This is a genomic window from Pseudomonas sp. JUb42 (genome assembly GCF_024807945.1).
Classification (GTDB): Bacteria; Pseudomonadota; Gammaproteobacteria; order Pseudomonadales; family Pseudomonadaceae; genus Aquipseudomonas.
Window position 1 is genome coordinate 46,892 of the sequence record NZ_JANUFD010000014.1, and the last position, 24,955, is coordinate 71,846.

A 24,955-nucleotide genomic window follows, 5' to 3' on the forward strand; every position below is an offset into this window, starting at 1 on the left:
ACTTGGTCAAGGTTTGCTTATCGCTAAAACATCGATGCCTTAAATAAAAGCCTCACTTAGCAGGCGAGCAGCACTTCGCGCCGACGTCGTAATTTCGCGCACAGATTCGGTCTCGAAAAGAATGGTGTTAACGGCAGACTCCTCTTCCCACCACCGTTCAATGTCAGGCCCGTGCCCCACCGATCTCTTTACGGCCCACGCGGGCAACTGACGCCTGACTCGTAACCCATTCAGCATCGTCCACCAGCGAATGGCGAATGTCCGCTCAGCCTCAATAAGGTCGATCTGCGCTTGGCTGTTACCCGAGAGAACAGCCGGATCGTCGCCTGGGAGCAACTGAGAGGTACCAAACAAAACCAGATTGGTATCGCGCTTTGCCATGTCGTACCGCTCGAAGTCAGCGGCGGTGCCGATGTCCTGGCGTTTTAACCATTCGGGCAGTTCGCGGTTCCGCAGCATTTCATTCAGTACGGCCCACCAGAGAGAGTGATGCTTACGCTCTGCGAAAAGCTTTGGGAGCAGCGTAGTGGCGTCTATAGCCGGGACCGCAAGGAGGCTCAGCCCTTTCAGAAGGCTCTCGCCTGGCTTGGGCTCTTGAATGCTCAGGGTTAACTGCTGCTGAACGCGATCAGAGGCCCTGAGGTCTTTGGCGAGGTCGAACTGGTCGGCCTTGTGCTGCTCGATCAGGGTCACTTCGGCATCGGGATAATCAGCTCTGACTAGATCCGCGACCCTGTTGGCCAACGACCTACCGATCACTGACGGCAGATCAAATGCGTATGGACGAAGGCCAGCAATTCGGACACTGCTTTTGATGTAGCCGGGGTCAATGTTTGACGGGCGCGTCATAGATCACCCGCCTGCTCGTCAGGCGCGCCATCGAGAAGGTCAGCCCAGGCCATAGCTGCGTTCTGAATCAACCCGGCGGCAACACGGGCGACGATTACCGGAGTCTTAGGGCTTGCGATAACCGCTGATGCCAGAGCAATCAAGGCGAGTATTTCGCGCAGGTCTGCGAGCAGATCTGAATCGGCTTGCTGGAGAGGGTGAAAGTTCATTGCATCCCCCTTACATCCAGAGCGTTATGCATTTTTCCCAGATGACGATGGTTCCAGCAGAAGTTGCCTGAGAAGGTGCGAATCTGCTCAAGGTGGCGGGCAATATCACAGCCGATGCCCTCTTCGTGGCGACACATGTAGATGTCAAGAAATGGCGCCAGCAACTTCGACAACGTGTCGAACTCTTGGCGGGCGAAATTCATAGACGCCATTTCCGCCGGCGAAATAGTGGCTTCGATCAGGATATCGCCCTCGATTGGTGCTGGCGGAACGATTGCAATTGATCGGCTCACAGGACACCTCCGGAGATTTCCAAGGCGCGTGCGCGGTCCATGTGGGCGTTGTAGCGTTTCAAACGAACGGAAAGGGCTGTGTTTGCGCGGAGGGCGCTCAATGCCATGCGGCGGTGAGCAAGTGCGCGGATTTTGGACGGAATGAGGGCGCGTTTCATTGGTGAGGCTCCTTGTAATGAGGAACCGCCACGGTCTGCCGCCAAGCAGATTAGGGTGGCGGATTGCACAGGATTGGCGGACCGGCGTACAAGGAAACCGGCGCACCCAAGGGTGCTCCTGCGCAACCCGCCATAACACGAAATCGCGGGCAAAAGAAAAGCGCCTGCAATTGTAATGGGGGCGCTGTTGCGCCTTGTACACTTCGGGCCGCCAAGCCCGTTCGCTGAATTTGCAGCGACGAGCGAACCATACCGATGAGAACGACTGCTGGCAACAGAAGATATCGACCGTTTGTCGCCGATCATGAGGGCGGCGATCATGCGGCGCCCCTCAAATGTTTCGCACGGAGGCCATGCACATAGGCATTCAGCGCTGTCTTACGAGACGAATAGTCTTTGCCTTGGCCAATCAGCAGCACATCACGATTTTCGACCAGCATCACCAGCTCAAGCTCAGCCTGGCTAAGTTGATCGCGATCACGGCCAGCAAAGTTGCCGGTGATCACCTCATTGATCAAACGCGCTTCGTTCATGAAATGGTGCGGTTTCGTCGCCTTGCCGGCTGTTTCGTGCGTGATGGCCAAGGCGTCACACAAACTGCGATAGCCAATGGCGGCCTGGCGCCGGGCGATGGACCGGGAGCCAAGTTCACCGCGGATCAGCGCGTCGATCTGCATATCGCACCAAACAGCAAATTTCGCGTTGCACCAGCGAGCAAAGGTGACCGCCAATTTGGGGTGGAGCTTCGTTCCACCGCCTCGATCGAGCCTGGCCTTGCTGGTTTTTACATACCCGGAATTCCGGGTATCTACGATCACCGATTCCTTTCCGGTGAGCATCTCATCCAAGGCTTGGATGTACTCGAGGGTTTCGTTGTTCTCCAGCCAGTGATCGAGGCGTTTGCCATGGCGCTCCGCAATAGCGGTGGCGTGTAACCAGCCGTCGGCGGTGAAGGGAACAGCTTGGCCCTCGTAGTCCAGGTACAGGATCTTGGTAGTCATGCGGCCACCACTTCGGCTGGCTGTGAAATGAGGGTGTAGAGGGCGACGCCCGTGTGCTTACGCCCCCACTCATCCGTGAGCGTGATGCGATCTGTGTGAATCGTGTATCCGCGGTTACGCAGGTCGCAGATCCTCGCACCGGGGCGGCAAATGTTTAGCTCACGCATGGCTGTGAAGGTGTCGGTCTGACCGATCTCCAGACGTGTAATGAGGCGAGCGAGCTGGGCTGTAATGCTGGTATTCTGAACGCGAGATTTTTCTGGGCTGGCCTTTTGGTTGGCCTTTTTTTTGTCCATTAGGCGGCCACCTCGCGCAGATCAATGCGCTTTTGCACCCAGGCATAAACCTCGGCCAGGACAAACCCTATGGGCGCCCCGCGCGAGCTGCTATTGCTCAGCGGGACGGGGCGTGGAAAGGTCGGATCGTGCTTGAGGAGCTTGTAGAAAGTTGCGCGCTTGATCCCGGTAATAGCCTCCATTTCAGGAATGCGGATCAGGGTGGTAGCTGGATCGAACTGGTGAATAGTCGCAGACGATGGCTGCATATGAACTGGGGTGGTGTACATGTCTGTATCCCGTTGTTTATGGCGACGGGAGTACGTTAATGATGGATTCTTATGCGGTCGCGGCAGGTAAATCCTTGAGGGACCTTCCGGAAGGAAAGTCTATGAGAAAGCTTCCGCAATCATTGCTCGTAGCCGACCGCTGCTTTAAGTTTTGAAAGGTCTTGCATCAAAGGAACGGCCCACTTCTTATGAGTCGTTTTCCTGATGTCGTCATGGGTTCGATAGTGTCCGTCGCACAGGGCGTCTGCGTACATTGGCCACGTCACGTCAACGTTGACTTCCATCGCCCAAATAGCCAGATCCAAGTATGGGAGAATCTGGTACTTAGCCCACCTGTCGTATGCAGGTTTCTGGCTGTTGCTCAATGAGTTGGCTACTTGCGCTAGGTCAGCGGGGCTCTCTGGAGTCACGCCATTTCCCTCAGTGCTGGCCCCTCTTGCCTGCGCAAGCCACTGATTGAAAGCGGCTCTCAGGGCAGTGTCTGTTGCTCCTAGATCGACCTGAATAACCGCTCTAGGCGGTTTCCGAATGTCGTAGTAGTCCAGTGTCACTCGCTCCTGGGCAAGGTCAGAATGCTGGTCGAAAGTCGCCTGAGGATTCCGTATTACTCGCCACCGCTGAGGCTTGGAGCGGTCACATAAATCGTACTTCCTGGCCTGTCGATCACGATCAGCCTGCTTCATCAAATCCGAAACGCACACATCATAAATCGGCTGCGACTCGGGAGCCGCAAGACCGCTAACGGGCACCCGCTCCAAAGGGTCAGATCTCATGGAGGCTGCGGCGCGCGCTGTGTGAAGACGCCAGATTTGGTCTTCGTAAGCATCCCCAACCTTTGCCCCGAGGGTGTAGTGCATAAGCAGGGACTGGCGCCGAGTCAACTGTTCATACCATTCCAGTGCACTAAAGCCTTTGGCGGCGCGATACTTCGCAATGTTGAACCAAGGTGGCGGGAAGCTCTGATCAGTGGCCGTTGTCACTATTACGCCCTCCCAGGCGCTCCCATTGAAATAGATTGGCTGGTCCTGCAGGTGGGAAGCCTGCTTTTCACCCCGTCGGGCTAGACCAGCCAAAACCGATTGAATACGTGACGCTATCTATCCTTGCCGTTTCGGGGGATCAAGCTCTCTTGCCGAAAGCGCCCTGAATCACCTGGCCGCCCTCCAGCCCGTCCAAGAAATCGCCGTACCATTGCATCATGGTCGTGCGTTGCTCTAGATATTGAGCCTTGTTGTAGATACCGCGCACGCCCGGAGCCTTATGGCTTAGCTGGGCTTCGATGTGGTCAGCCGAAAAGCCATGCTCGTTCAGTGTCGTGCTAGCGATGTGGCGAAAGCCGTGACCGGTCTGGCGTCCCTCGTAGCCCAGCCGGCGCAGCGCCATCAGAAACACGGTATCGCTGCGTGGTTTGGTTCGGTCGCTTCGCCCCGGGAACAGAAGGGCGTACGCGCCGGTGATGACGCGAAGCTCCGTTAATGCCTCGATTGCCTGACGGCACAGCGGTACAAGATGCTCCCGGCCTTTTTTGCGGCCTTTGCGCTCTACAGGAACGGTCCAGAGCTTTTTATCGAAGTCGAACTCAGACCATTCAGCCTCTCGCAGTTCGCTAGGGCGGACAGATAGCAGGGTTAGCAGGCGCAACCCGAGTTGCACATCTTTGGCATGGGGATAGGACCGAATCGCGCGGAGCAGGGCGGGCAGCTCCTCTGCCGAGACGTGGGCATAGTTTTCTGGTTTTCCGGACGACAGGAACTTGTGCACGCCATCGAGGGGATTGTTAACGGCGCGACCGGTAACGCGGGCCAAGTCGTACACGTCCTTGCAGTAGGCGCGCACCCGGCTCATCTGTTCCAGAATTCCCTGCCTTTCCAAGCCCCGTAACAGTTCCATCCACTCCATCGACAAAATGCCCGTGTACTGGCGCTTACCGAATTCCGGGAAAACGTGGCGCTCAAGTGCGCCCATGACCCGCTTCGCGGTGCCCGCATCCCATGAGGTAACACGGGAGGCGTGCCATTCGCGGGCCAGCACCTCGAACGTGTCGTTCGCGGCTTCAATTGCAACGGCGGTTCTTGCCTTTTTGGTGGCCATTGGATTTTTGCCGGCTGAAGCATCGGCGCGGAGTTCGGCAGCCTTTTGCCTGGCCAGCGATCCGCTGACCTCGGGATAGCCCCCCAAGCCCAGCCATGACCATTTGCCGTCCGGCTTTTTATAGCGGAGTTGCCACGATTTTTGGCCATCCGGCTTAACGCGGAAATACAGGCCGTTTGAGTCGAGTTCGCGGTACTCCTTCGAGTCGGCCTCAAGCCCGCTCAAAGCCGTGTCGGAGAGGGGGCGGCGCTTGATTTCGGATCTTTTCACGGCTTGTATCCCCTCGGTTCAATTATTTCCAAAGGATACACGTGGGGATACACGGGGGATAGGTATAGAGGGAGATAAGGAGATACAGCCAGAAACAAGAAAGCCCGCACTAGGCGGGCTTCTTGAGGTGGTTTAGAGACTGCTGTAGACATCTGTAAACCGGTACTTGGTGGCTACACAGGGACTTGAACCCCGGACCCCAGCATTATGAATGCTATGCTCTAACCAACTGAGCTATGTAGCCAAGTGGCGCGCATTATTCGTGGATAAGGGGGAGGTGTCAAGCGTTGTATTGAAAAATAATTGCTTGTGATCAAACGCTTAGCTCGCGCTGGGTGTTTCGGTTCCTCTCTCGTCTTTTTCCTGCCGCCCTCCTATTCCGGTTGCGCACCATTTTGTTACCTGGCTTTTGCACCTTTTGTGTGCGAGGTGGTGTGTCCGGATGTTTCCTCCAGTGACAGTTATTGCCTTGGCCTGATTCGGTAAACCGGATGGCGCAGCGTACGTTTGCGCCGATAGACAGGCAATACAGAGGTGTCGTCATTGCTTAATGTCATGTTGCTATCTTTTATGCAGGGTCAATCATTTCTGGCAGGCCCTGCCGCCGTTGCTGACTCTTTTCGCAGTCGCAGGGAGGCGTGAAGTCGTATGTCGCAGCCGGTAAGGGTTTTAGCAATGGATGGCGGGACGGCGTAGGGTATATCCCTAGGGAGCAAGGAGGCCCGCCAATAATGCTGTGGGCCTTTTTGGGGCGATAAAAATACAGGGTATGCACTCGACTAAAGTCGTTCGGTTTTCCGACTGAAAGATACGTGGATGTCGTCGTTAGGCACGGTCCAATTCTTGCTATGTGCTACCCGATGCGGCGCTTTCCACAAGAGACGAACGCAAAAATGGGTGGAGCCCACTGTATTCCTCAACGAGGGGGATGTACGGCTATCGCTATTGAATCAGCAACATGGCATTTTGCCTGTAGCCTTTTTTGCCGTCTTGGCAAGGTGTAGAGGGGAGTAAACGAGCATGCAAGGTCTTTTATTACCGGGAATGCGCCTGCTCGGGCGTTTTGGTTTCGCCAGGAAGTTTCAAGTGCTGTTCCTGTTATTCATGCTGCCGCTGCTGGGCAGCATGTGGATGATCGGCAGCGACTATAAGGACAAGCTGGCGGTAATTGCCGGGGAGCAGGCCGGGGTACGCCAGTTGCTGGCCCTCGATGCCCTCGACGGTCAGTTGTCCGCACAGCGTGACCGCGCGGCACGCTGGAAGGCTTCGGACATTCTGCGCGTGCAGAGCGATGCGACCAAAGCGACCATGGCGGCAATGGATGCGGCGGCTCCGCAGTTGACCAAATCCGTCGAGACCCTCGGCAACGTGCTCAAGAGCGAAAAGGCCTCCCCTGAGATCATGGCGCGTTTCCAGGCCCTGCAAACAGCCGTGAGCGGCATGGATACCGCTGCCATGCGCACGGTGGGCTGGTGGCCGGACGGCTATGACCGCTTCACCAATGCCCTGAGTGCCCTGCAGGCGCTGCGCGAGCAGATCGCGATGGACAGTGGCCTGATCCTCGACCCATGGCTGGAAACCTACATGCTGATGCAGATCGCCACGACACAGGCGCCCGAGCTGATCGAGCGTGTCGGGCGCATGGCCAGTATCGGCCAGACCTCCATTGTCAGCGGCCAGTTCAGCATGCAAAGCCGCTTGCAGATGCGTGACCTGCGAAGCCGCATCGGTGACGCCCAAGACCAGTTGCTCAAGATCGGTGGCTCGCTGCAGGCCAAGCTGCCTCCCGAACTCAAACCCTGGAACGACCAATACAAATCCAGTATCGAGCGCCTGAACAAGGAGCTGAAAGTCCTGGATGACGGCGTGTTTGCCGGTTCCATCACCCTCAAACCTGACGATTTTGAACACAGTGTGGACGGCCTGCTGGGTGATCTGGCGGCCCTGCGCAGCACCTCGCTGAACTTTCTCAATGATCGCCTGAGCTATTTCCGTGATGAAGCCAATATGCACTTCATCCCGATCGGGGTGATTTTCGGCGTGCTGGTGCTGGCGGCGATGTACCTGTTTGCCTGCCTGCAAGCTTCGATCCGCCGTAGTGCCAGCGGTATCACCACCCTGGCCGAGTCCCTGCGCGATGGCAATCTGCTGGTCCAGGTACAGGTTGAAGGGCGCGACGAGCTGGCGGCGATCAGCACCGCGCTGAACGTTGCGGTGGTGCAGCTGCGCACCAGTCTGCTGGGCGTCAACCATGAGACCCAGCAACTGGGCAGCGCGGTGCTGACCCTCAATAACCAGTCCAGCAGCACGCTGAACGAGGTCGAGGATCAACAGCAGCAGATCAGCCAGATCGCCGCAGCGGCTACTGAGCTGGCGGCCACTTCCCAGGGCGTAGCCAGGAGTTGCGAAAACGCGTCCGACAGCGCACGCCAGACCCGGCTGATTGCCGAGCAAAGCAGCCTGGACAGTCAGCGCACCACCGACAGTATTCAACAGCTCAATCAGCGTTTGACCGACACGGCCGCCGCGCTGGGCCGGGTCAGCGACCAGGGGCAGCAGATTCAGTCGGTGGTCGATGCCATTCGCGGGATTGCCGAGCAGACCAACCTGCTGGCGCTCAACGCTGCCATTGAAGCGGCGCGTGCCGGTGAGCAGGGCCGTGGCTTTGCCGTGGTGGCCGATGAGGTGCGCAGTCTTTCCCAGCGCACTCAGGCTTCCACCGCGCAGATTGCCGGGACCGTCGACAGCCTGCGCTCCACCGTGAGTCAGGCAGTCAGCTTGATGGAAGCCGCGTGCGGGCAGGCCCTGAGTGATGCGCAGTCGGTGACCAACCTGGGCCAGCGCCTGGGTGAAATCGCCCAGGCGGTGCAGGGCGTGACTGACACCTTGGCGCAGATCTCCACCGCCGTCGAAGAACAGGCGACTACCGCAGATGAAGTGAGTGGCAATATCCAGCAGGTGGACCAGGCCGCCGGGCGTCTGCTTGACGGTGCGCGGGCGGTCAATCAGGCGGCGGATACCTTGAGTCGTGGTAGTCGGGCCCTGAGCGACAATACTTCGCGCTTCCGCTTGAGCTGATCACGGGTTTTGCCCCACCCGTTCTGATGGCGGGTGGGGCACGACGCAATAATTTGATTTGAAACTCTATGTGGGAGCCGGCTTGTCGGATCGCCGCACCGTGGCGATCAAGTTCGAAGCGCTCGTAATGGCTCAGCGACTGGCCTGACGCCATCGCCAGCAAGCCGGCTCCCACAGGGTTGTATCAGTTGCGCTGTGAGGTCTTCGCTGTCTGCCCGAACAGAATCTTCTTGCCTTCCTCCGTCACCGTCGGCCGATTCCTCAATGGCTCGCCCTTGGCATAGGCGGCGATGGTCGCCGGGCGTGCAGCGATTGCGTTGAGCCAGCGCTTCAGATTCGGGAAGTCATCAATGTTCTGCTGCTGGTTCTGCCACGGCACCACCCACGGATACGCGGCCATATCGGCGATGCTGTAGTGCTCGCCGGTGATGAACTCGCGCCCGGTCAACTGACGGTCGAGCACGCCGTACAGGCGATTGGTTTCGTTGACATAGCGATTGATCGCGTAGGGGATTTTCTCCGGTGCGTACAGACCGAAGTGATGGTTCTGTCCGGCCATTGGCCCAAGCCCGCCCATCTGCCAGAACAGCCATTCGGTTACGGTCTTCTTGCCGCGCACATCGCCGGGCATGAACTGGCCGGTCTTTTCCGCCAGGTACAGCAGAATGGCGCCGGACTCGAACACCGTGATCGCCTCGCCGCCGTCGGCCGGGGCGGTGTCGATGATGGCGGGCATGCGGTTGTTCGGCGAGAAGCTCAGGAACCCGGGCTTGAACTGGTCGCCTGCGCTGATATCCACCGGGTGGATGCGGTAGTCCAGGCCTGACTCTTCGAGGAACAGGGTGATTTTGTGGCCGTTGGGTGTCGGCCAGTAATACAGCTCAATCATTGCAGCACATCCTCATCAGTGGAGTGGAGGGTCGAGCAGCGCCGCCACCGGGCGCACGATGCCTTCGAGCAGCGCGCGTTCCGGGCGCGCCCTGGCCAATACGCGAATGCCCAGCAGCATGCTCAACAGCAGGCGCGCCAGGTCTTCGGCCGGTTGCGCGCGGCTGATGCTGCCGTCGGCCTGACCGGCATTCAGGCAGCGCAGAAAGAAGTTTTCGGCGCGGTGCAGAAAGTCGGTCGCCAGGGTCTTGCATTCATCGTCATAGGGCGAGCGCTCCAGCGCTGTATTCACCAGCAGGCAGCCCTTGTGTTCGGGGTCGCTCAAAGACTTCCCGACCAGTTCGTCGAAGAAAGTGGCGATGGCCTGACGTGGCGGCAGATTGCCCTCAAGGCGTTGTATGCGGACATCGAAGCCCTGCTCGCGATAATGCAGCAGCGCGCGTTGATACAACGCGTGCTTGTCGCCGAAAGCGTTGTAGAGACTGGCACCGGTGATGCCCATCCGTTCGGCCAGATGACGCACCGAGGTGCCCTCGTAACCGTGCATCCAGAAACACTGGATGGCGGCTTCGAGCACGGCGGCTTCATCAAATTCTCTGGGGCGAGCCATGGCGCGATGTTCTCCATTGGGGATTTTCAGGGATTGCTCCCTGACGGCAGCTGATCTAATCTAAAACGGTTGCTCTAAAATAAAAAGGCCTAATTTTCCAGGCTCCGGCGGTCTGGCTGATTGTGCCTACCACTCGTTTTCCCACACCCCTGAATGAGAAGTCCGATGATCCGTCTCTACTTCAACCCTGCACCCAACCCGTTCAAGATCGCTCTGGCCCTTGAAGAGTTGGGCATGGCTTACGAACTGGTGCCTGTGGATCCGCGCAAGGGCGAGCAGCACAGCCCTGAATTCCGCGCCATCAACCCCAATGGCAAGATGCCAGCGATCATCGACACGGACGGCGCGGGCGGCAACGAGGTGCGGGTGTTCGATTCCACCGCGATCCTGATGTACCTGGCCGAGAAGAGCGGGCGCCTGCAAGGCTCGCCGGCGGACCGGCCCGAGCTGCTGTCGTGGCTGATGTTCATCGGTACCGGTATCGGCCCGTTTTCCGGGCAGGCGGTGCACTTCCAGCATGCGGCACCGGCGGGCAACGAATACGGAGTCAATCGCTATCTGCGCGAGATCGAGCGGCATTACGATGTGCTGGACAAGCATCTGGCGGGGCGTGATTTCATCGTCGGCAATGAGCTGACCATTGCCGATATTTCCGCCTGGGGCTGGCTGCGGGTGGCGCCTCGCGTGTTCAAGGACGCCGCCGATGCCTTCGCGCCGTTCCCGAACATCCAGCGCTGGTTCCAGCGTATCGACGCGCTGCCTGCTGCGGCCCGTGCCCGTGAGGCGGGCAAGGATCTCAGCTTCAAGCAGGACATGGACGAAGCGGCGCAGCGCGCCATGTTTCCGTCCAATTTTCCCAAGCAGGCCGTCTAGTTTTCAGCCTGGCTGATTGACCTGCTGTCGCGGTATCAGTGCCGCGACAGCGGGGTTTGCACATGACGTGCGGTGCGCTGCACCAACGTGTGGATCAGCAGCATATCTGCCTGTGGCGTCAGGTCTCTGGCCGTGCCATTGCGCCCGGTCGCCACCAGTTCCAGTGCGGCGCCGTGCTTGCCGTCCTGCAACTCATAATCGGCCCCGCACGACGCGCAGAACACATGATCCCCGGCCTTGTTGACCTGACGCAGCGTCACAGTCGGCCCGCACATGCCGCAATGGCGCAGCGGGATGCCCTCGTCGGTATGACCGATGATCGGGCTCAGGCGATCCTCTTCGCCCAATTGAATAAACAGCTCTCCAAAACGCGTATCGAACTGCGTGCCCAGGTTCTTGCGAATGATCCCCAGCGCCTGCTCTTGCGGCATGCCGGCGCGATAGGGGCGGGTGCTGGTCATGGCATCGAAGGCATCGCAAATGCCGGTGATGGCCGCCATCGGCGAGATTTCACCGACCTTGAGGCCCAGCGGGTAGCCGCGACCATCAGGGGTTTCGTGATGCAGGCGCACGGCATCGCTGACCAGTTCGGCCAAGGGGTGGCTGTGCAACAGGTTGTGGCCGATGTCGGGGTGAGTCTTGATCACCGCGTATTCTTCATCGCTCAGCGGGCCGGGTTTGCGCAACACGGCATCGGGAATGGCGATCTTGCCCAGATCGTGAACAAAGCCGCCGAGGGCAATGCGCGCCACTTCGGTTTTATCCATGCCGGCTTTTTCTGCCAACAGCTCGCAAAACTGCGCCACGCGCCACAGATGACCACCGGTATAAGGATCGCGGGCTTCCACTACCCAAGCCATGACCAACAGGCTCGACAGCAATTCTTCTTCGTGGCGTGCGCTGTCGGGGCTTTTACGACCGGACAGGTTGCGGATCAATTGCGTCAGATTCATGGGAGATATTTCCGAATACCGCCCGCGTCGGGCTGGATGATGGACAAGGTAAGACCAGTCATGGGCGACTTGCCATCATTAATTCGGAGAAAAGTGCTGCCCGGTTACAGCGCCGGGGAAAATATTCGGCCCCTGGGAAAACCGCAGAGGCCGGTTCAACGCTGATTATTTACGAATCATCACCCGCTCAAACCGCCCGGCCAGCACGGTGTAGGCGAAGATGCCGATCAGACTGTGTGCGGCGACGAACCACAGGGCCGAATTGAAGGAACCGGTGGTGGCGACGAAATAGCCGATCACCAGCGGGGTAACGATACCGGCAACGTTGCCGATGCCGTTGAAAACGCCGCCACTCAAGCCAACCATGCCTTCGGGTGCGGTGTCCGACAGCACGGCCCAGCCGACAGCCGCCAACCCCTTGCCGAAGAACGCCAGGGCCATCAGGGCGATGACCATCCAGTTGGCGTCGACAAAGTTGGCCGAGACCAGGCTTGCCGCCAGGGCCATGCCAATGACGAACGGGGTTTTGCGGGCACGGGACGGATGCACGCCACGGCGGATCAGGTAGTCGGAGACCAACCCGCCCAGTACGCCACCGGAGAAGCCGCACACTGCAGGCAAAGCGGCCACCCAGCCAGCTTCCATGATGGTCATGCCGCGGCCCTTGATCAGATAGATCGGGAACCAGGTAATAAAGAAGTACGTCAGCGCGGTGATGCAGTATTGCCCCAGATAAACGGCCCAGAGCGTGCGGTTGGTAAACAGTTGGGCGACCTGCTTGAAGTCGGTCTTGGGCTTGTCACTCTTGCGCGTCACTTCCAGGTCGACCAGGCCGCCACCTTCGCGGATGTATTCCAGCTCCTCTTCACTGAGGCGCGAATAACTGCGCGGTTCGTGATACAGGGCAAACCAGAACACCGTCGCTACCAGCCCCAGCGCACCCATCCACAGGAATACATGCTCCCAACCCAGCGTGTGGGTGAGCCATGCCATCAATGGCGCAAAGACCACTACAGCCATGTATTGCGCCGAGTTGAACAGCGCAGACGCGGTGCCGCGTTCACGGGTGGGAAACCAGCACGAGACGATCCGGTTATTGGCCGGGAAGGCCGGGGATTCGACCAAACCCAGCATGAAGCGCATGCCGAACAGCATCATGGCGGCGCTGGAGCCGACGATGCCGAACCAGCCCACAGTGCCTTGCAGCATAGTGAACAGCGACCAGAGCAACAGGCTGCACCCATAGACCCGACGCGCGCCGAAGCGATCCAGCAACCAGCCTCCGGGAATCTGGCCAAGGGCGTAGGCCCAGGCAAACGCCGAAAAGATCATGCCGAGCATGATCGGGTCCAGGCCCAGATCCTTGACCACGCCGGTACCGGCGATGGACATGGTGGCTCGATCGGCATAATTGAGGACGGTAACGACGAAGATCAGGGCGAGGATAACGAAGCGCTGACGACCGACGCGGGTGGTCGCAAGGGACGCCTCAAGGGGCGCTGTCTTGGCATTCATGGTGCTCTCCGGCTCCCTTCAAGGGGGCATTTATTATTGGAATGGTGCACAGAGCTACAGCCTAGGAAAAACAGCGATTCACGTCTAACATCCTTACTGAATCTATCAATACAAGAATTGAATCGTGGAACTGCACCAACTGCGTTGTTTTGTGATGGTGGCGGAGGAGCTGCACTTCGGTCGGGCGGCCAGGCGCATGTTCATGACCCAGCCGCCCTTGAGCCGACAAATTCAGCTGCTTGAGCGCTCCCTGGGCGTGGAACTGCTCGATCGCAGCAACCGCCAGGTGCGTTTGACCGTGGCCGGTCAGCATTTCCTGCGCGACGCCCAACACCTGCTGGCTTACACCGAGCAGGCGGGCAATGCTGCCCGGCGCCTTGCGCGTGGCGAGGCGGGGCAATTGGTATTGGGGTTTACCGCCGTCAGTGGCTACAACATGATTCCCGATCTGCTCTATCAGGCAGGCAAGTCCCTGCCAGAGGTGGGTTTCGAGTTGCACGAAATGGTGTCCGGCAGTCAGACCGAAGCGTTGATCGCCAAAATGATCGATATCGGCTTTGTCCGCCGTGTCGAACCGATACCCGAATTGCGCGCACACCTGGCCCGTCGCGAGTCTCTGCTGGTGGTGATGCCCCCCGGACATCCCCTGGCCGCCCAACAAACCCTGAGTGTCACCGATCTGGCCCATCAGCCGTTCGTCATGTACTCCCCCAAGGAAGGGCGTTATTTCTACGATTGTATCGTCGGGTTGTTTGCCAGCGCTGGCGTGTCACCGCGGTATCTGTATTACCTGGAACAGACTCACTCCATCCTCGGGCTGGTGCGGGCCGGGCTGGGCATTGCGATCGTTCCGGCATCGGCTCAGGAGCTGTTTCCCGGGCTGCTGGCATTCAGGCCGCTGCAAGGCGCGGTGCCCACGGCGGATATGTTCATGGTTTTTCGCGAGGACAATGACAACCCGGCGCTACCGCCATTTATCGAGATGGCCAAGGCGCACTTTGCCCAATTGCCCGACGCAACCATTACGACCTAACGGCATGAGCGAAGACAGCTAAGCTGTCCTTTCCGCGGCTACGGCCGACTCCTACCGAAGGATGTGATGCTGATGAAAATCTCCTTGCATGGAAAACACGCGCTGGTCAGTGGATCTACCGCCGGTATCGGCCTGGCCATTGCCACCGGGCTGGCCGAGGCGGGTGCCGAAGTAGTGATCAATGGCCGTAGTCAGGAGCGCGTTGATGCGGCCATCGTAGGTATTCGCGTGCAATTCCCGGAAGCAAAACTGCTGGGGCTGGCGGCTGACCTGAGCACGGTCGAAGGCGCGCAAAGGCTGTTCGAACAGGTGCCGCAGACCGACATTCTGGTCAACAACCTGGGCATCTTCGAGCCCAAGGGGTTTTTTGACATCACCGACGAAGAGTGGAGCCGTTTCTTCGATGTCAACGTACTGAGCGCCGTGCGCCTGTCGCGCTTCTATGCGCCGGGCATGGTCGAGCGGGGTTGGGGCCGGGTGCAGTTCTTGTCCAGTGAGTCGGGGTTGCAGATCCCCACCGAAATGGTTCATTACGGCATGACCAAGACCGCCTTGCTGGCGGTGTCCCGTGGCCTGGCCGAAACCCTGGCCGGCAGCGGCGTGACCGTCAATGCCATCCTGCCGGGCCCGACCCGCTCCGAAGGCGTGGGCGGCTTCATTGCACAATTGGCCAAAGACAGCGGCAAGAGCGTGGAGAGCCTTGAGCGAGATTTCATCGCGGAGCATCGCCCCAGTTCGATCATTCAACGCCTGGCCAGTGTCGAGGAAGTCGCCAACCTCTCGGTTTACCTGGCCTCGACCCAGGCCAGCGCGACGACGGGCGCGGCGATGCGAGTGGATGGTGGGGTGGTGCGCTCGATTGCCTGATTCTCACCTGGACCTGGAGTGAGGCTGTGCTCTTGTGGGACCGGCTTCAGCCGGGAAGCAATTGGTACATTCGATACACAGGTGTCGTCTGTCATGCCGTCTTCCCGGCTAAAGCCGGTCCCACAGATCATGTTCAGTCAGTGAGTTCTATATTTAGCAGCGCTCGACATGAGCCAATGAGCCATCCACCTCACATTTGAGCCGTTCGATCAGGTACAGCATCGAGAACAGCAGATCACGCTGCGAGCCACTGAGGCTTTCGCCGGTTCCTAGGCGATAGCGGCCAGATAGCGCAGCAGGTCGGAGGAATGTAGCAGGGATTTTTCGAGTGAAAATGGCGGTGTTTCGGACGTAGGAATATTCATTAGAAAGAGCCTTACAGGTAAGGCCACCAAATGCTGGCTGCTAAACAAACACAAGGGTGGCGACTTTGACGCGGGTTAGCAGACCGGTGCTCTTTCCCATACCCGGCGCACTCGAAAGTGCCCCACGCCAAGTCGCCATAATAGACACTTGCACGTATAGGAAAGAAAAAAGAGGCTGCTAAACCCGATCGCTGATATTCAGCGACCGGAGCAGCCTAAAGAGCGAAGCTGCCTCATGCAAGAGCCCGGAATTGTCTCGGAAATTTCATACGAAAGATACAGAAAGGCCTTTCACACAATGGTCGGTTTGTTAGCGAAAGTAAGTATTCCATTGACCTTGTAGGAATGGGTTACTACAAGTTGTAGGCGGTTTCTGGAAATCTAAAAAGTGCCGAGTTTGTTGTAGCCACCCCTTGATAAATTTCAATACTCTCGCGCTCTCAGTTACAGGGAGTACAAGGGATGACCAAGGCTTACGCATTTATCAATGACCAAATGCAAGGCGATAACGCCATCAAATCCAGGCTGGGCGCGGGTGACAAGTTCACAGCGCTCAATATACATATTCGCAATCAGGTCGTCATGCCGGGGCAAATGGTCATCGTGCCCGATAGCACCACTAAATCCTGCACCGTCGAGGAGGCCGAGTTGATGCGCATGGCCCGGCAGGTCAGCCATGATATACACCATCACTCCCTGGGTTCCGATGGCCTGATGCTCAAGCACTACGATGTGCTGCAGCGCATGCTTGGCTACGGCTCGCTGGGGCTTGGCGCGGTCTCTGGCAGTTGGGCCAATCACCTCAAGGCCGTCGAAACTACCCTGGCCGATATCGAGAGGCTGCATAAATTGTCGCTGCAACGCGGCACGCCCATCGCGCGGCAGGAGTTCATCAACCAGCGCCAGGTGCTGTTCAACAAACTGGATGGCCAACTCAAGGGCATTGCCCGCTGGGGCACGGGCATGCAGAACAGAGGTTCGATCAAGAAAATGCTCGGGATCTCGACTAAAAGTTATCTGCACACCGGAGAGTTGCGCGATTACGCACGGCGCATGAATCGCGTGGCTAGGGTGGCGATGTTGTTGAAGGGTGGGACGTATGTGGGGATAGCGTTGAATGCCACTTCGACCACACTGGAGATAAAGGAGGCTTGCTCAACGGGGCGCGAGGATAAGTGTGAGAAGGCGCATTATGTGGAAAGGAGCAAGTTGGTCGTAGGGGTATTGGGTGGTTTAGCCGGGGGTGGTGTCGCCGGCGCCTTTACGGGGCCGATGTGCGCCGCCATTGCAGTCCCTACGGGAGGGGCGGGAGGGCTGGTTTGCGCAATTGTTGTCGGGATTGCAGGAGGGTATATAAGGGGATCTGCTGGAGAAATTGTCGGCGAAAAGATAGGTACGAAAGTTTATGAGTGGAGGCCGCAATAATGACGGATGGAGAGTTCTGGGTAGCCATCATTATCGTTGTAAACCTCTTTGCAAGCCTATGCATCCTGGCTTTTTTCCAACACCGCCCGCTGGAAAAACTGGAAAGCTATCTCAAAGGTGTCAAATGCGTAGAGTGGAACCGTACGGTTTGGGGCGGCGGATATATTGGTCGACAGATGAGGCTAAGTACCATAGTGAATATCGTTGTGTGGCCGACATTGTATTTTAAGCTGGGTCATATTCCCCTGGACGCTCATAAACGGATACCTGTGAGGCTTCGTAAGCAGTTAGTTGCGGTTTACGCTTATCTTTTTTTCTCGATGATTGGTTTGTGCGCGCTGTATTTCACACTTTCCGATAAATCCGGCGGCTAGCGCATCCCCGTAAGACCGGCTGAAGCCGGTTCTACGGTTTTGTGCGCTGTCAGGGGGGCGGCGTGGCCTTTTTCAGCATCAACGGCATCGGCTTGCGCATCAAACTCCCCACCACCACGGCCCCAAGCAACGCCAATAATCCTGCCACCCACAGCAATGTCGTAAAGCCGCCCACAAAGGCCTGTCGAGCCAGTGGTTCCATTTGCGCTCGGGCGCTTTCCGGCAACAGGCCAAGGGCAGCAGGCATATCCCCGGCGACCACCCGGGCGCTGATGCTGCGGGCCTGATCCGCCCATTGCGGTGCGACGTCACTAAGGCGAGTGTGCAGGAGTTGTTCGCTCTGGCTGGCGAGCAAGGCACCGTACACGCCGATGGCCAGCACGATGGCGCTAAAGCGCATGGTAGTGCTCATGCCCGAGGCCATGCCGGTGCGGTCGCGGGGTACGCAGGCCATGATGTTTTTCTGCGTGTCGCCGTTGAGCAGCCCGGCGCCGGCGCCTGTTACGGCGATGGCCAGGGCGAAGCTGAGGTAGCCGCCGAGATGGGCGGCCCAGGCGCTGAGCAGGTTGCCACTGCCAACCAGAATCAACCCGACCGCCATCAGCGTTGCCGGGCTGTAGCGACCGGCCAGACGTGCGCCGATACGCGGGAAGATCAGCATGGTCGCGGCAAAGGGCAGCATGCCCAGGCCCGAGGCAATGGCGGAAAAACCCAAGCCGTTTTGCAGGTAAAACGGCAGCAGGGTCATCATCACCTGGGCGCAGCCGGCGTAGCTGAACATACCCAGCAACGCGCCGATAAAGCGCGGATGGCGCAGCAGAGTAAGGTCGACCATGGGCCGCTGTTGGGCGCGCTCGATCAGTACGAACAGCCCCAGCAATGCGACGCCACCGAGCAGGCGTGCAGAGGTCAGCGAGCTGTTCCAGCCGATGCGATTGGCCTCGATCAGGCCCCAGATCAGGCACAGCAGGCTGCTGCTGAAGGCCAGGCTGCCCCAGGGGTCGAGGCGTGCGGCGAGGCTGTCACGGGATTCGGGCACGCAGCGCTGCACCATCAGCATCAACAGCAGGCCCACCGGCAGGTTGAGGTAGAAGATCCAGCGCCACCCGATGTACTGGGTAATCAGCCCGCCGACGGTGGGCGCCGCCGTCATTGCCACGCCCATACAGGCGCCCCAGAAGGCCCAGGCCTTGGCCCGTTCGACTTCGTCATGGAAGGTATGGCCGATGGTGGCCAAGGCCGAAGTCAGCAGCAGCGCCGCGCCGATACCCTTGCAGGCCCGAGCAATATCCAAAAACATCGCATTGGGCGCGGCGCCGCAACCCAGGGACGCGAGGATGAAAATGCTCAGGCCACAGAGCAGAGTTTTCTTGCGGCCGAAGCGGTCGGCCAGGCTGCCTGCGGGTAGCAGCAGGGCGGCGAAGGCGAGCATGTAGGCGCTGACCACCCATTCGATATCGGCGAAATTGGCCCCCAGGTCCCGGGCAATGCTTGGCAGGGTTACGGCGACGATATTGGTGTCGAGGACGATCAGCGAGCACACCCCCGACGCGGTGAGCAGGGTCTGCCGTGGGGTCATGGCTGCACCTGCGGGCGCAACGCGGCGACGGCGGCCAGGGCGATTTCGTCGTCATGGGCCGGGGTGTCGGCGCTGATGCCGATGGCGCCGATCACCCGGCCTTCGACGACAATGGGCTGCGCCCCTTTCATCATCAAGAGGCCAGCGGTGATGGCCGCCTGACGCCCGCCATTGATGGCGTTTTCCAGATCCCCGGAAGGGCGTTTGAACAGCGCCGAAGTGCGCGCTTTGCCCTCGGCCAGTTCGATACCGGCCACCACGGGGGCGCCATCCATGCGTGCAGTGAGGATTGGCCAGCCGCCGTCGTCGACGATGGCTATGGCGCAGGGCCAATGCCCGGCTTCGGCGGTGCGTTGCGCGGCCATGAGCAGTTGTTGGGCGGTACCCAGGTCCAGTATTGCTTTGTGAGCAATATTGGATTCTGGCGGCGCCGCTAAGGCGTTAGTAACGACGAAACTGAAAGCGAGGGGCAGTAAAACGGATTTGACGCGCATGGCTGAAACTCTCTAGTTTTGGTCTGCTGCCAGCTTATCCCGCTGCCTGGGCGCCTTTGTTAGGTCGCCTTCGCCTCTTCATTACCTTTGAGCTAACGCAGTTATGGAAATACGTCATTTCCGCTACTTTCTCGAAGTCGCCCGCCAGCGCAACTTCACCCGTGCCGCCGAGCAATTGGGTATCGCCACGCCGACCCTGAGCCGACAAATTCAGGACATGGAACAGGCCTTGGGCACGCGCCTGTTCGTGCGCCAGCAGCGCGAAATCAGCCTGACCGAAGCGGGCGCGGCATTGGTGCGGGAGGCCGAGGCGACGGTGCGCCAGTTCGAGCTGGCGCAACGCAGCGCTCAACGTGCCGGGCGGGGTGATACCGGGCATATCGAGTTGGGTTATGTGGCGTCGGCAGTCTATTCGGGCGTGCTGCAAAAGCAGGTGCAGGGCTTCAGCCGTGAGCATCCGGACATCACCCTGAGCCTGCACGAAAGCCCCATGGCCAGCTTGCCGAGCCTGATTGCCGAGGGGCGTTTTGATATTGGCTACGTGCGTTCGCCGATGAATCTGCCCGAAGGTGTGGAGGCCGTGCGTCTGGATGCCGAAGGATTTGTCCTGGCCTTGTCGTCAGACTCCTGGCTGCGGCGTTTGCCGGAAATCAGCGTCGAGCATCTGCAGAACGAGACGTTTATCCTGCCCGAGCAAATCAACGGCACCTTGCAGGTCGCCGCCGACGGCGGTTACGCGCCGACTCTGGGGCCGCAGCCCGGCGGCCTGCTGGCGGTGATTGCCTTAGTGTCGTTGGGTCAGGGGGTGGCGGTGGTGCCGGAGTCGGTGGTTGGCCACTTGAGTCTGCCCAATGTGCTGTACCGACCGATCAAGGGCAGCAGTGGCTCGTCGTGGTTGTCGCTGATCCATCGACGCTTCGAAAAAGCCCCGGCGGTGACGCGCTATATCGAACGGGCCCTTCAGGCATTTCGTCGAACGTTGTAAAAAATTTCATCGAGCATGGAATAGAGGCCCAGGCTCTGCGTCCCACTGACGAACCCTTTCTTTACGGAGGAAACGCCAGTGCTGAACCTTGAACGCACCCCGTCGCGGCACAGCCTGCTCTGCGCTTTCGGCCTGTTTCTATTGACCTGCATGAGCAGCGCCATGGCCCACGAAGGTCATGACCACGGCCCGGCGCCTGAGGCGGTCAGCGCCGAGGCGCCGTTTCTCACTGAGAACGATGCCGCCATGGACAAAATGATGGCCGGCATGGGCGCCCAGCCCAGCGGCGATATCGACCGCGATTTCGTCACCAGCATGACCGCCCACCATCAGGGCGCCATCGATATGGCCGTGACCATGCTCAAGTACGGTCACAACGACCAGCTCAAGCGCATGGCCCAGGAAATCATCGTCGAGCAGCAGCAGGAAATTGCCGCGATGCGCCTGGCCCTTGGCGACCCGCTGCCGCCGTCAGTGGCATCCCCCACCCAGATAGCCCCCGTCAAACCCTGACCCGAAGGACATAACAATGAAAATGCCAAACTTCCCCCTGGCGCTGCTGGCCTGCGCACTCTTCAGCGGTCCCCTTGCGGCCATGGCCGGGCAGATCCCCGGCAAGGCGTCGGCCAAGGACATTCCGGTCAGCCATCAGGACCGGGTGTACGCCTCCGAGCAGTTCTCCAACACCCTGTCGGTCACCGACCCTGTGGATAACAAGTTGCTGGGCGTGATCAGCCTCGGCGATCCGCAACCGGGCAACCTCAGCCCGCTGTACCGGGGCGAAGTATTGGTCCACGGTCTGGGCTTCTCGCCGGATCACAAGACCCTGGCGGTGGTGTCCATTGGCACCAACTCAGTGTCGTTCATTGATACCGAGACCAATACGGTCAAGCACAAAACCTACGTCGGCCGGGCGCCGCATGAGGCGTTCTTCACCCCGGATGGCAAGGAGGTGTGGGTGACGGTGCGCGGCGAAGATTATGTGTCGGTCCTCGACGCCCATACCTACGCCGAGAAAACCCGGATCAAGACCCCGGCCGGCCCTGGCATGCAGATTTTCTCCCCGGACGGCAAATACGGTTACGTCTGCTCGTCGTTCAACCCCGAAACCGTAGTGGTGGCCGTGGCCACTCACAAGATCGTCGGCCACGTCGAGCAGGCCAGCCCGTTCTGCCCTAACATCGCCGCATCCGCTGATGGCAAACAGGTCTGGTTCACCCTCAAAGACGTCGGCAAAGCCCAGGTATTCGAGGCCACGCCGCCATTCAAGTTGATCAAGACCCTGGATATCGGGCCCATCGCCAACCACGTCAATCTGCTGACCAACGCCCATGGTTCGTTCGCCTACATCACCGTGGGCGGCCTGAATGAGGTGCAGGTCTATCGCACGGATACCTTCGAGAAAGTGGCGACCATCCCTGTAGGCAACCTGCCTCATGGTGTGTGGCCGTCGGGTGATGGCACGCGGGTCTATGTCGGCCTGGAAAACGCCGATGCCCTGGCGGTGATCGACACCTTGAGCAACACAGTGATCGGCAATGTGCCTATCGGCCAGGCGCCCCAAGCCATTGCCTACGTGCCCAATGCCGTGAGCAAAGGCCCAGGCACCGAGAACCTGAAACCATTGGGTGTTGCCGGGCAGGCGGTGCATCTGACGCTGCAGGCGACGGGCACATCCACTGACAAGGCGCCGACCAGCGTAACGCTGTTCAGCCAGGGCCTGACTCAGGTGTTGCAGGCCGCGGTGACCGGTCTTAATCCCAAGCAGCCCTACACCCTGGCGCTGTCAACTCAGGCCGATGGCGGCGGCACGCTTGAACCTTTGGCCGCCTTCATGACCAACCCGGCCGGTTCGGCCATCGTCAACACCATCGGGCCGATCCGCCAGATTGTGCAGAACGACAGCGCCGATCAGCGCCGTTATCTGGTGGTGGTCGAAGGCAAACCGGAGCAGTTGGGCGCGCTGATGCAGGTGCAGGTCACATCTCGATAAAAAACCCGGATCGGGAGCGCTGCGGCGCTTCCAATCCCGTTGGCAAAAGGCGATAAGTGAGGCAGTCCCGGCAGCACTTTTCCCAAGGCCCTCGCCATTATCATGAGCAACATTCGGTCATCGCTGTTCCAGGGCTTCTCTCTGGAAACCACCGCAAAAGACGTATCGCGTTTGCTTCAGGCCAAAGCCCTGCTGCCCACGGACATACCCGTCAATATCGCCTTTATCAGCAACGAGTCCTACGCCGAGCGGCTTGCCGCTGTCGAAGCCTTGCGTGCCGCCGGCGCCCGGCCGCGGCCGATTATTTCCGCACGGCGCATCACTTCCCCTGAAGTACTGCGTTCCTACCTGACCCAGGCCGTGGAGGTAGGGCAGGTGCGCGGGGTGTTTCTGGTCGGCGGTGACCCGGCCGGGCCGCAGGGCCCGTTCACCGATTCGATGGATGTGATCAACGGCCGTTTCCTCGACGGCCTGGCTATCGAAACGGTGGGCATCCCCGGCTACCCGGAAGGCCATCCGCGCATCACCGATGAAGTGCTGTGGGACTACCTGCGGCGCAAGGTCGATGCCCTCACGGCCAAGGGCTTCAAGGTCGAGATCACCACGCAGCTATCGTTCGACACTGATGCGGTGATCCGCTGGATCGAGCAGGTGCGGCAGGCCGGTATCCATGTGCCGATCCGCGTCGGCATTCCCGGCCCGAGCAATATGACCGGGCTGCTCAATTTCGCCCGACAATGCCGCGTCGGCACCTCCGCGCAACTGTTGCACCGCTATGGCTGGCAAGTCACCTCCTTGCTCGGTACGGAAGGGCCGGAACGCTTTCTGACCACGCTGTTGCAGCGCATGGCCTTGCACGATCTGGGCGAATTGCACCTGCATATCTACACCCTGGGAGATATTTCCAGGGCTATTCAGTGGTTTCAGGATTACGAACAGCGTGCGCCAGGCTTAAGCGCTCAGACCTTGCCGTTGTAAAAAGCTTTCCAGTGCGCCGAGCTCATTCCCGTTAACGATGGCAGCAACATAGCCATCGGGGCGTATCAGGATCCAGTCGCCCACTGCCGCAGCGCAGGCGTCGCGCAAAAGGTTTTGCTCATCGATAAGATCACCGCGCGCGCCAATCATATGAATGTGCAGCCCTGGCCGTGGCGACACGAGTTTGCGCTCGGTTTCGTAGCCCAACAGCGTCCAGTGCGTGCCGCGCAATAGCTCGAACAGACGTGTCGGCTGACCCGCCGCACCGCGCAAAGGCGCATCCGGCGCGCGATCACCGGCAAGCAATCCTTCGCTGCGTTGGGTGCCAAGGGCGAGGGACGATTCGCGATAACCGAGATCAAGCTGCCTGACCTCGCGACCCCGATGCATGTCCCCGCGCTTCGCCGCATCAAGCAGACGCGAAGCCAGTCCCAGCATAGTGGCGGCGATAGGCCGACGTTCCTCTTCGTAACTGTCGAGCAGGCTATCGGGCGCACCGTTGAGCACGGCTGCCAGTTTCCAGCCCAGGTTATAGGCGTCCTGCACGCTGGTATTGAGCCCCTGGCCGCCGGTTGGCGGATGGACATGGGCCGCGTCGCCGATCAGCAGGACGCGATCAACGCGATACCGATCCGCCAGGCGCGCGCTCATGCTATAGGCCGATGCCCAACTCACCGACTGCACCGCAATGTCATCGCGCCCGCTGCGTGCGGCGACCAACGCGGTCAGGCCCTCAGGTGACAAATCGACATCGCCTTCCAGCGGCACCGGTGCCTGAATCTGAAACAGGTCGGTGCCTGCCAGCGGGCAGATCGCCAGTTGATGAGCCGGCGAGCCTTGGTTGAACTGATGCCAGGCGTCAGCTTTCAGTCCGGTTAAATGCACGTCGGCGACCAGTGCGCGCACGCCCAGGGTTTTGCCGGGGAAGCCTATCTCCAGGGTATGTCGGACATAGCTACGGCCGCCGTCAGCGCCAATCAGATAGCGGGCGCGAATGGTCTCTTCGCCTTGTGCGGTGGTTAGGGTGGCCGTGACACCTTGCGCGTCCTGAACAAAGCCGGTCAGCTCGCAGCCGAAGGCAGGGCGCTGGCCCAGCGCCAACAGGCGTGCGCGCAAGACCTGCTCGGTGAGGAACTGCGGCACCAGCAGGGCATGGTGATAGGGCTCGGCGGGGGTTGGCGGTTCGGCTTCGATGACGGCTGTCTGCGTGTAACTGCCGTCGCTGGCGTACTGGCGCAGTGGCGGATACAGGCCGCCGGTGGCCAGCAACTGGTCGAGAACGCCTTGGTCTTCGAAGATTTCCTGAGTCCTCGGCTGAATGCCTTTGCCCCGCGAGCCGGGGAAGGGCGTAGGCATTTTCTCGATCAGACGCAGGGATATTCCCCGACGGGCCAGTTCGATTGCCAGGGTCAGGCCTGCCGCGCCTGCGCCACAGATCAGTACTTCCACCGCCGGGCTATCTGTCATGACTCACTCCAATATGTGTAATATGCACGCAACTGGCCGGAT

General features: G+C 59.6%; 26 protein-coding genes and 1 tRNA gene. 10 read left to right on the top strand and 17 right to left on the bottom strand.

The window, feature by feature from the left end; all coding sequences use genetic code 11:
* Nucleotides 1-39: 39 nt before the first annotated feature.
* The 10 genes from M2401_RS24800 to M2401_RS24845 all read right to left on the bottom strand — a co-directional run bounded on the left by M2401_RS24800 (nt 40) and on the right by M2401_RS24845 (nt 5,680).
* Nucleotides 40-849: a hypothetical protein gene (locus tag M2401_RS24800; protein ID WP_259106963.1), complete on the bottom strand. Its 810-nt coding sequence runs from the start codon at nt 847-849 to the stop codon at nt 40-42.
* On the bottom strand, nt 846-1,058 hold the full coding sequence (locus tag M2401_RS24805; protein ID WP_259106965.1) for a hypothetical protein: 213 nt from the start codon (nt 1,056-1,058) through the stop codon (nt 846-848). The genes M2401_RS24800 and M2401_RS24805 overlap by 4 nt, the downstream gene beginning before the upstream one ends.
* Complete coding sequence (locus M2401_RS24810; protein WP_259106968.1) at nt 1,055-1,351, bottom strand: hypothetical protein; 297 nt, start codon at nt 1,349-1,351, stop codon at nt 1,055-1,057. The genes M2401_RS24805 and M2401_RS24810 overlap by 4 nt, the downstream gene beginning before the upstream one ends.
* The gene (locus tag M2401_RS24815; protein WP_259106971.1) at nt 1,348-1,509 is read right to left on the bottom strand and encodes a hypothetical protein; all 162 of its coding nucleotides are present in this window, start codon (nt 1,507-1,509) and stop codon (nt 1,348-1,350) included. Before M2401_RS24815 ends, M2401_RS24810 begins: the two co-directional genes overlap by 4 nt.
* A 317-nt stretch (nt 1,510-1,826) precedes the next feature.
* Nucleotides 1,827-2,510, bottom strand: coding sequence for a KilA-N domain-containing protein (locus M2401_RS24820; RefSeq protein ID WP_259106973.1), 684 nt, complete (start codon nt 2,508-2,510; stop codon nt 1,827-1,829).
* On the bottom strand, nt 2,507-2,806 hold the full coding sequence (locus M2401_RS24825; protein WP_259106976.1) for a helix-turn-helix domain-containing protein: 300 nt from the start codon (nt 2,804-2,806) through the stop codon (nt 2,507-2,509). Before M2401_RS24825 ends, M2401_RS24820 begins: the two co-directional genes overlap by 4 nt.
* Nucleotides 2,806-3,075: an AlpA family transcriptional regulator gene (locus M2401_RS24830; RefSeq protein ID WP_259106979.1), complete on the bottom strand. Its 270-nt coding sequence runs from the start codon at nt 3,073-3,075 to the stop codon at nt 2,806-2,808. The genes M2401_RS24825 and M2401_RS24830 overlap by 1 nt, the downstream gene beginning before the upstream one ends.
* 119 nt (nt 3,076-3,194) lie before the next feature.
* On the bottom strand, nt 3,195-4,055 hold the full coding sequence (locus M2401_RS24835) for a DUF6387 family protein (RefSeq protein ID WP_259106980.1): 861 nt from the start codon (nt 4,053-4,055) through the stop codon (nt 3,195-3,197).
* Between the two features lie 139 nt (nt 4,056-4,194).
* The gene (locus M2401_RS24840) at nt 4,195-5,436 is read right to left on the bottom strand and encodes a tyrosine-type recombinase/integrase (protein WP_259106982.1); all 1,242 of its coding nucleotides are present in this window, start codon (nt 5,434-5,436) and stop codon (nt 4,195-4,197) included.
* A gap of 167 nt (nt 5,437-5,603) precedes the next feature.
* Nucleotides 5,604-5,680, bottom strand: a tRNA-Met gene (locus tag M2401_RS24845).
* A gap of 1,814 nt (nt 5,681-7,494) precedes the next feature.
* Between M2401_RS24845 and M2401_RS34745 the strand changes: the two genes are divergently transcribed.
* A complete protein-coding gene (locus tag M2401_RS34745) occupies nt 7,495-8,514 on the top strand; it encodes a methyl-accepting chemotaxis protein (protein WP_409033982.1) in 1,020 nt (339 codons plus the stop codon).
* 184 nt (nt 8,515-8,698) lie between these two features.
* Here the strand turns inward: M2401_RS34745 and M2401_RS24855 are convergent, their stop codons facing one another.
* Complete coding sequence (locus M2401_RS24855) at nt 8,699-9,403, bottom strand: glutathione binding-like protein (protein ID WP_259106986.1); 705 nt, start codon at nt 9,401-9,403, stop codon at nt 8,699-8,701.
* Between the two features lie 15 nt (nt 9,404-9,418).
* Complete coding sequence (locus M2401_RS24860) at nt 9,419-10,012, bottom strand: TetR/AcrR family transcriptional regulator (RefSeq protein WP_259106988.1); 594 nt, start codon at nt 10,010-10,012, stop codon at nt 9,419-9,421.
* Between the two features lie 165 nt (nt 10,013-10,177).
* Here M2401_RS24860 and M2401_RS24865 point away from each other — a divergent pair, with 165 nt between their 5' ends.
* A complete protein-coding gene (locus M2401_RS24865; RefSeq protein ID WP_259106990.1) occupies nt 10,178-10,885 on the top strand; it encodes a glutathione S-transferase family protein in 708 nt (235 codons plus the stop codon).
* A 35-nt stretch (nt 10,886-10,920) separates the two neighbouring features.
* On the opposite strand, the gene M2401_RS24870 is transcribed toward M2401_RS24865, so the two are convergent.
* Nucleotides 10,921-11,838: an HD-GYP domain-containing protein gene (locus tag M2401_RS24870; protein ID WP_259106993.1), complete on the bottom strand. Its 918-nt coding sequence runs from the start codon at nt 11,836-11,838 to the stop codon at nt 10,921-10,923.
* Nucleotides 11,839-12,003: 165 nt separating this feature from the next.
* Nucleotides 12,004-13,353, bottom strand: a complete 1,350-nt coding sequence (locus M2401_RS24875) for an MFS transporter (RefSeq protein ID WP_259106995.1) — start codon at nt 13,351-13,353, stop codon at nt 12,004-12,006.
* A 124-nt stretch (nt 13,354-13,477) separates the two neighbouring features.
* Between M2401_RS24875 and M2401_RS24880 the strand changes: the two genes are divergently transcribed.
* The 4 genes from M2401_RS24880 to M2401_RS24895 all read left to right on the top strand — a co-directional run bounded on the left by M2401_RS24880 (nt 13,478) and on the right by M2401_RS24895 (nt 17,417).
* Complete coding sequence (locus M2401_RS24880; RefSeq protein ID WP_259106997.1) at nt 13,478-14,386, top strand: LysR family transcriptional regulator; 909 nt, start codon at nt 13,478-13,480, stop codon at nt 14,384-14,386.
* Between the two features lie 72 nt (nt 14,387-14,458).
* Entirely contained in the window at nt 14,459-15,253 is a 795-nt protein-coding gene (locus tag M2401_RS24885) for an SDR family NAD(P)-dependent oxidoreductase (RefSeq protein WP_259106999.1), read from the top strand.
* Between the two features lie 827 nt (nt 15,254-16,080).
* Nucleotides 16,081-17,043, top strand: coding sequence for a hypothetical protein (locus M2401_RS24890; protein WP_259107002.1), 963 nt, complete (start codon nt 16,081-16,083; stop codon nt 17,041-17,043).
* On the top strand, nt 17,043-17,417 hold the full coding sequence (locus M2401_RS24895) for a hypothetical protein (protein WP_259107010.1): 375 nt from the start codon (nt 17,043-17,045) through the stop codon (nt 17,415-17,417). The genes M2401_RS24890 and M2401_RS24895 overlap by 1 nt, the downstream gene beginning before the upstream one ends.
* A gap of 49 nt (nt 17,418-17,466) precedes the next feature.
* On the opposite strand, the gene M2401_RS24900 is transcribed toward M2401_RS24895, so the two are convergent.
* Together M2401_RS24900 and M2401_RS24905 are read right to left on the bottom strand one after the other, a co-directional pair.
* A complete protein-coding gene (locus tag M2401_RS24900; RefSeq protein WP_259107012.1) occupies nt 17,467-18,996 on the bottom strand; it encodes an MFS transporter in 1,530 nt (509 codons plus the stop codon).
* Nucleotides 18,993-19,490 carry a heme-binding protein gene (locus M2401_RS24905; protein ID WP_259107015.1) on the bottom strand — a complete coding sequence of 166 codons (498 nt, stop codon included), beginning with the start codon at nt 19,488-19,490 and terminating at the stop codon, nt 18,993-18,995. The genes M2401_RS24900 and M2401_RS24905 overlap by 4 nt, the downstream gene beginning before the upstream one ends.
* Before the next feature lie 103 nt (nt 19,491-19,593).
* Between M2401_RS24905 and M2401_RS24910 the strand changes: the two genes are divergently transcribed.
* From M2401_RS24910 to M2401_RS24925, 4 genes are all read left to right on the top strand, one after another.
* On the top strand, nt 19,594-20,475 hold the full coding sequence (locus tag M2401_RS24910; protein WP_259107018.1) for a LysR family transcriptional regulator: 882 nt from the start codon (nt 19,594-19,596) through the stop codon (nt 20,473-20,475).
* A gap of 78 nt (nt 20,476-20,553) precedes the next feature.
* Nucleotides 20,554-20,988, top strand: a complete 435-nt coding sequence (locus tag M2401_RS24915) for a DUF305 domain-containing protein (RefSeq protein WP_259107020.1) — start codon at nt 20,554-20,556, stop codon at nt 20,986-20,988.
* A gap of 16 nt (nt 20,989-21,004) precedes the next feature.
* On the top strand, nt 21,005-22,468 hold the full coding sequence (locus M2401_RS24920; protein WP_259107022.1) for a YncE family protein: 1,464 nt from the start codon (nt 21,005-21,007) through the stop codon (nt 22,466-22,468).
* 102 nt (nt 22,469-22,570) lie between these two features.
* Nucleotides 22,571-23,446: a methylenetetrahydrofolate reductase gene (locus M2401_RS24925; RefSeq protein ID WP_259107036.1), complete on the top strand. Its 876-nt coding sequence runs from the start codon at nt 22,571-22,573 to the stop codon at nt 23,444-23,446.
* Here the strand turns inward: M2401_RS24925 and M2401_RS24930 are convergent.
* Nucleotides 23,420-24,913, bottom strand: coding sequence for an FAD-dependent oxidoreductase (locus tag M2401_RS24930; protein ID WP_259107038.1), 1,494 nt, complete (start codon nt 24,911-24,913; stop codon nt 23,420-23,422). The two genes, M2401_RS24925 and M2401_RS24930, sit on opposite strands and share 27 nt — an antisense overlap.
* Nucleotides 24,914-24,955 lie beyond the last annotated feature (42 nt).

Coding starts and splice junctions, on each gene's coding strand:
- M2401_RS24865 (WP_259106990.1), top strand. CDS start 10,178: ATGATCCGTCTCTACTTCAACCCTGCACCCAACCCGTTCAAGATCGCT.
- M2401_RS24890 (WP_259107002.1), top strand. CDS start 16,081: ATGACCAAGGCTTACGCATTTATCAATGACCAAATGCAAGGCGATAAC.
- M2401_RS24870 (WP_259106993.1), bottom strand. CDS start 11,838: ATGAATCTGACGCAATTGATCCGCAACCTGTCCGGTCGTAAAAGCCCC.
- M2401_RS24825 (WP_259106976.1), bottom strand. CDS start 2,806: ATGGACAAAAAAAAGGCCAACCAAAAGGCCAGCCCAGAAAAATCTCGC.
- M2401_RS24920 (WP_259107022.1), top strand. CDS start 21,005: ATGAAAATGCCAAACTTCCCCCTGGCGCTGCTGGCCTGCGCACTCTTC.
- M2401_RS24875 (WP_259106995.1), bottom strand. CDS start 13,353: ATGAATGCCAAGACAGCGCCCCTTGAGGCGTCCCTTGCGACCACCCGC.
- M2401_RS24910 (WP_259107018.1), top strand. CDS start 19,594: ATGGAAATACGTCATTTCCGCTACTTTCTCGAAGTCGCCCGCCAGCGC.
- M2401_RS24930 (WP_259107038.1), bottom strand. CDS start 24,913: ATGACAGATAGCCCGGCGGTGGAAGTACTGATCTGTGGCGCAGGCGCG.
- M2401_RS24800 (WP_259106963.1), bottom strand. CDS start 849: ATGACGCGCCCGTCAAACATTGACCCCGGCTACATCAAAAGCAGTGTC.
- M2401_RS24885 (WP_259106999.1), top strand. CDS start 14,459: ATGAAAATCTCCTTGCATGGAAAACACGCGCTGGTCAGTGGATCTACC.
- M2401_RS34745 (WP_409033982.1), top strand. CDS start 7,495: ATGTACCTGTTTGCCTGCCTGCAAGCTTCGATCCGCCGTAGTGCCAGC.
- M2401_RS24820 (WP_259106973.1), bottom strand. CDS start 2,510: ATGACTACCAAGATCCTGTACCTGGACTACGAGGGCCAAGCTGTTCCC.
- M2401_RS24860 (WP_259106988.1), bottom strand. CDS start 10,012: ATGGCTCGCCCCAGAGAATTTGATGAAGCCGCCGTGCTCGAAGCCGCC.
- M2401_RS24830 (WP_259106979.1), bottom strand. CDS start 3,075: ATGTACACCACCCCAGTTCATATGCAGCCATCGTCTGCGACTATTCAC.
- M2401_RS24855 (WP_259106986.1), bottom strand. CDS start 9,403: ATGATTGAGCTGTATTACTGGCCGACACCCAACGGCCACAAAATCACC.
- M2401_RS24925 (WP_259107036.1), top strand. CDS start 22,571: ATGAGCAACATTCGGTCATCGCTGTTCCAGGGCTTCTCTCTGGAAACC.
- M2401_RS24815 (WP_259106971.1), bottom strand. CDS start 1,509: ATGAAACGCGCCCTCATTCCGTCCAAAATCCGCGCACTTGCTCACCGC.
- M2401_RS24900 (WP_259107012.1), bottom strand. CDS start 18,996: ATGACCCCACGGCAGACCCTGCTCACCGCGTCGGGGGTGTGCTCGCTG.
- M2401_RS24805 (WP_259106965.1), bottom strand. CDS start 1,058: ATGAACTTTCACCCTCTCCAGCAAGCCGATTCAGATCTGCTCGCAGAC.
- M2401_RS24905 (WP_259107015.1), bottom strand. CDS start 19,490: ATGCGCGTCAAATCCGTTTTACTGCCCCTCGCTTTCAGTTTCGTCGTT.
- M2401_RS24895 (WP_259107010.1), top strand. CDS start 17,043: ATGACGGATGGAGAGTTCTGGGTAGCCATCATTATCGTTGTAAACCTC.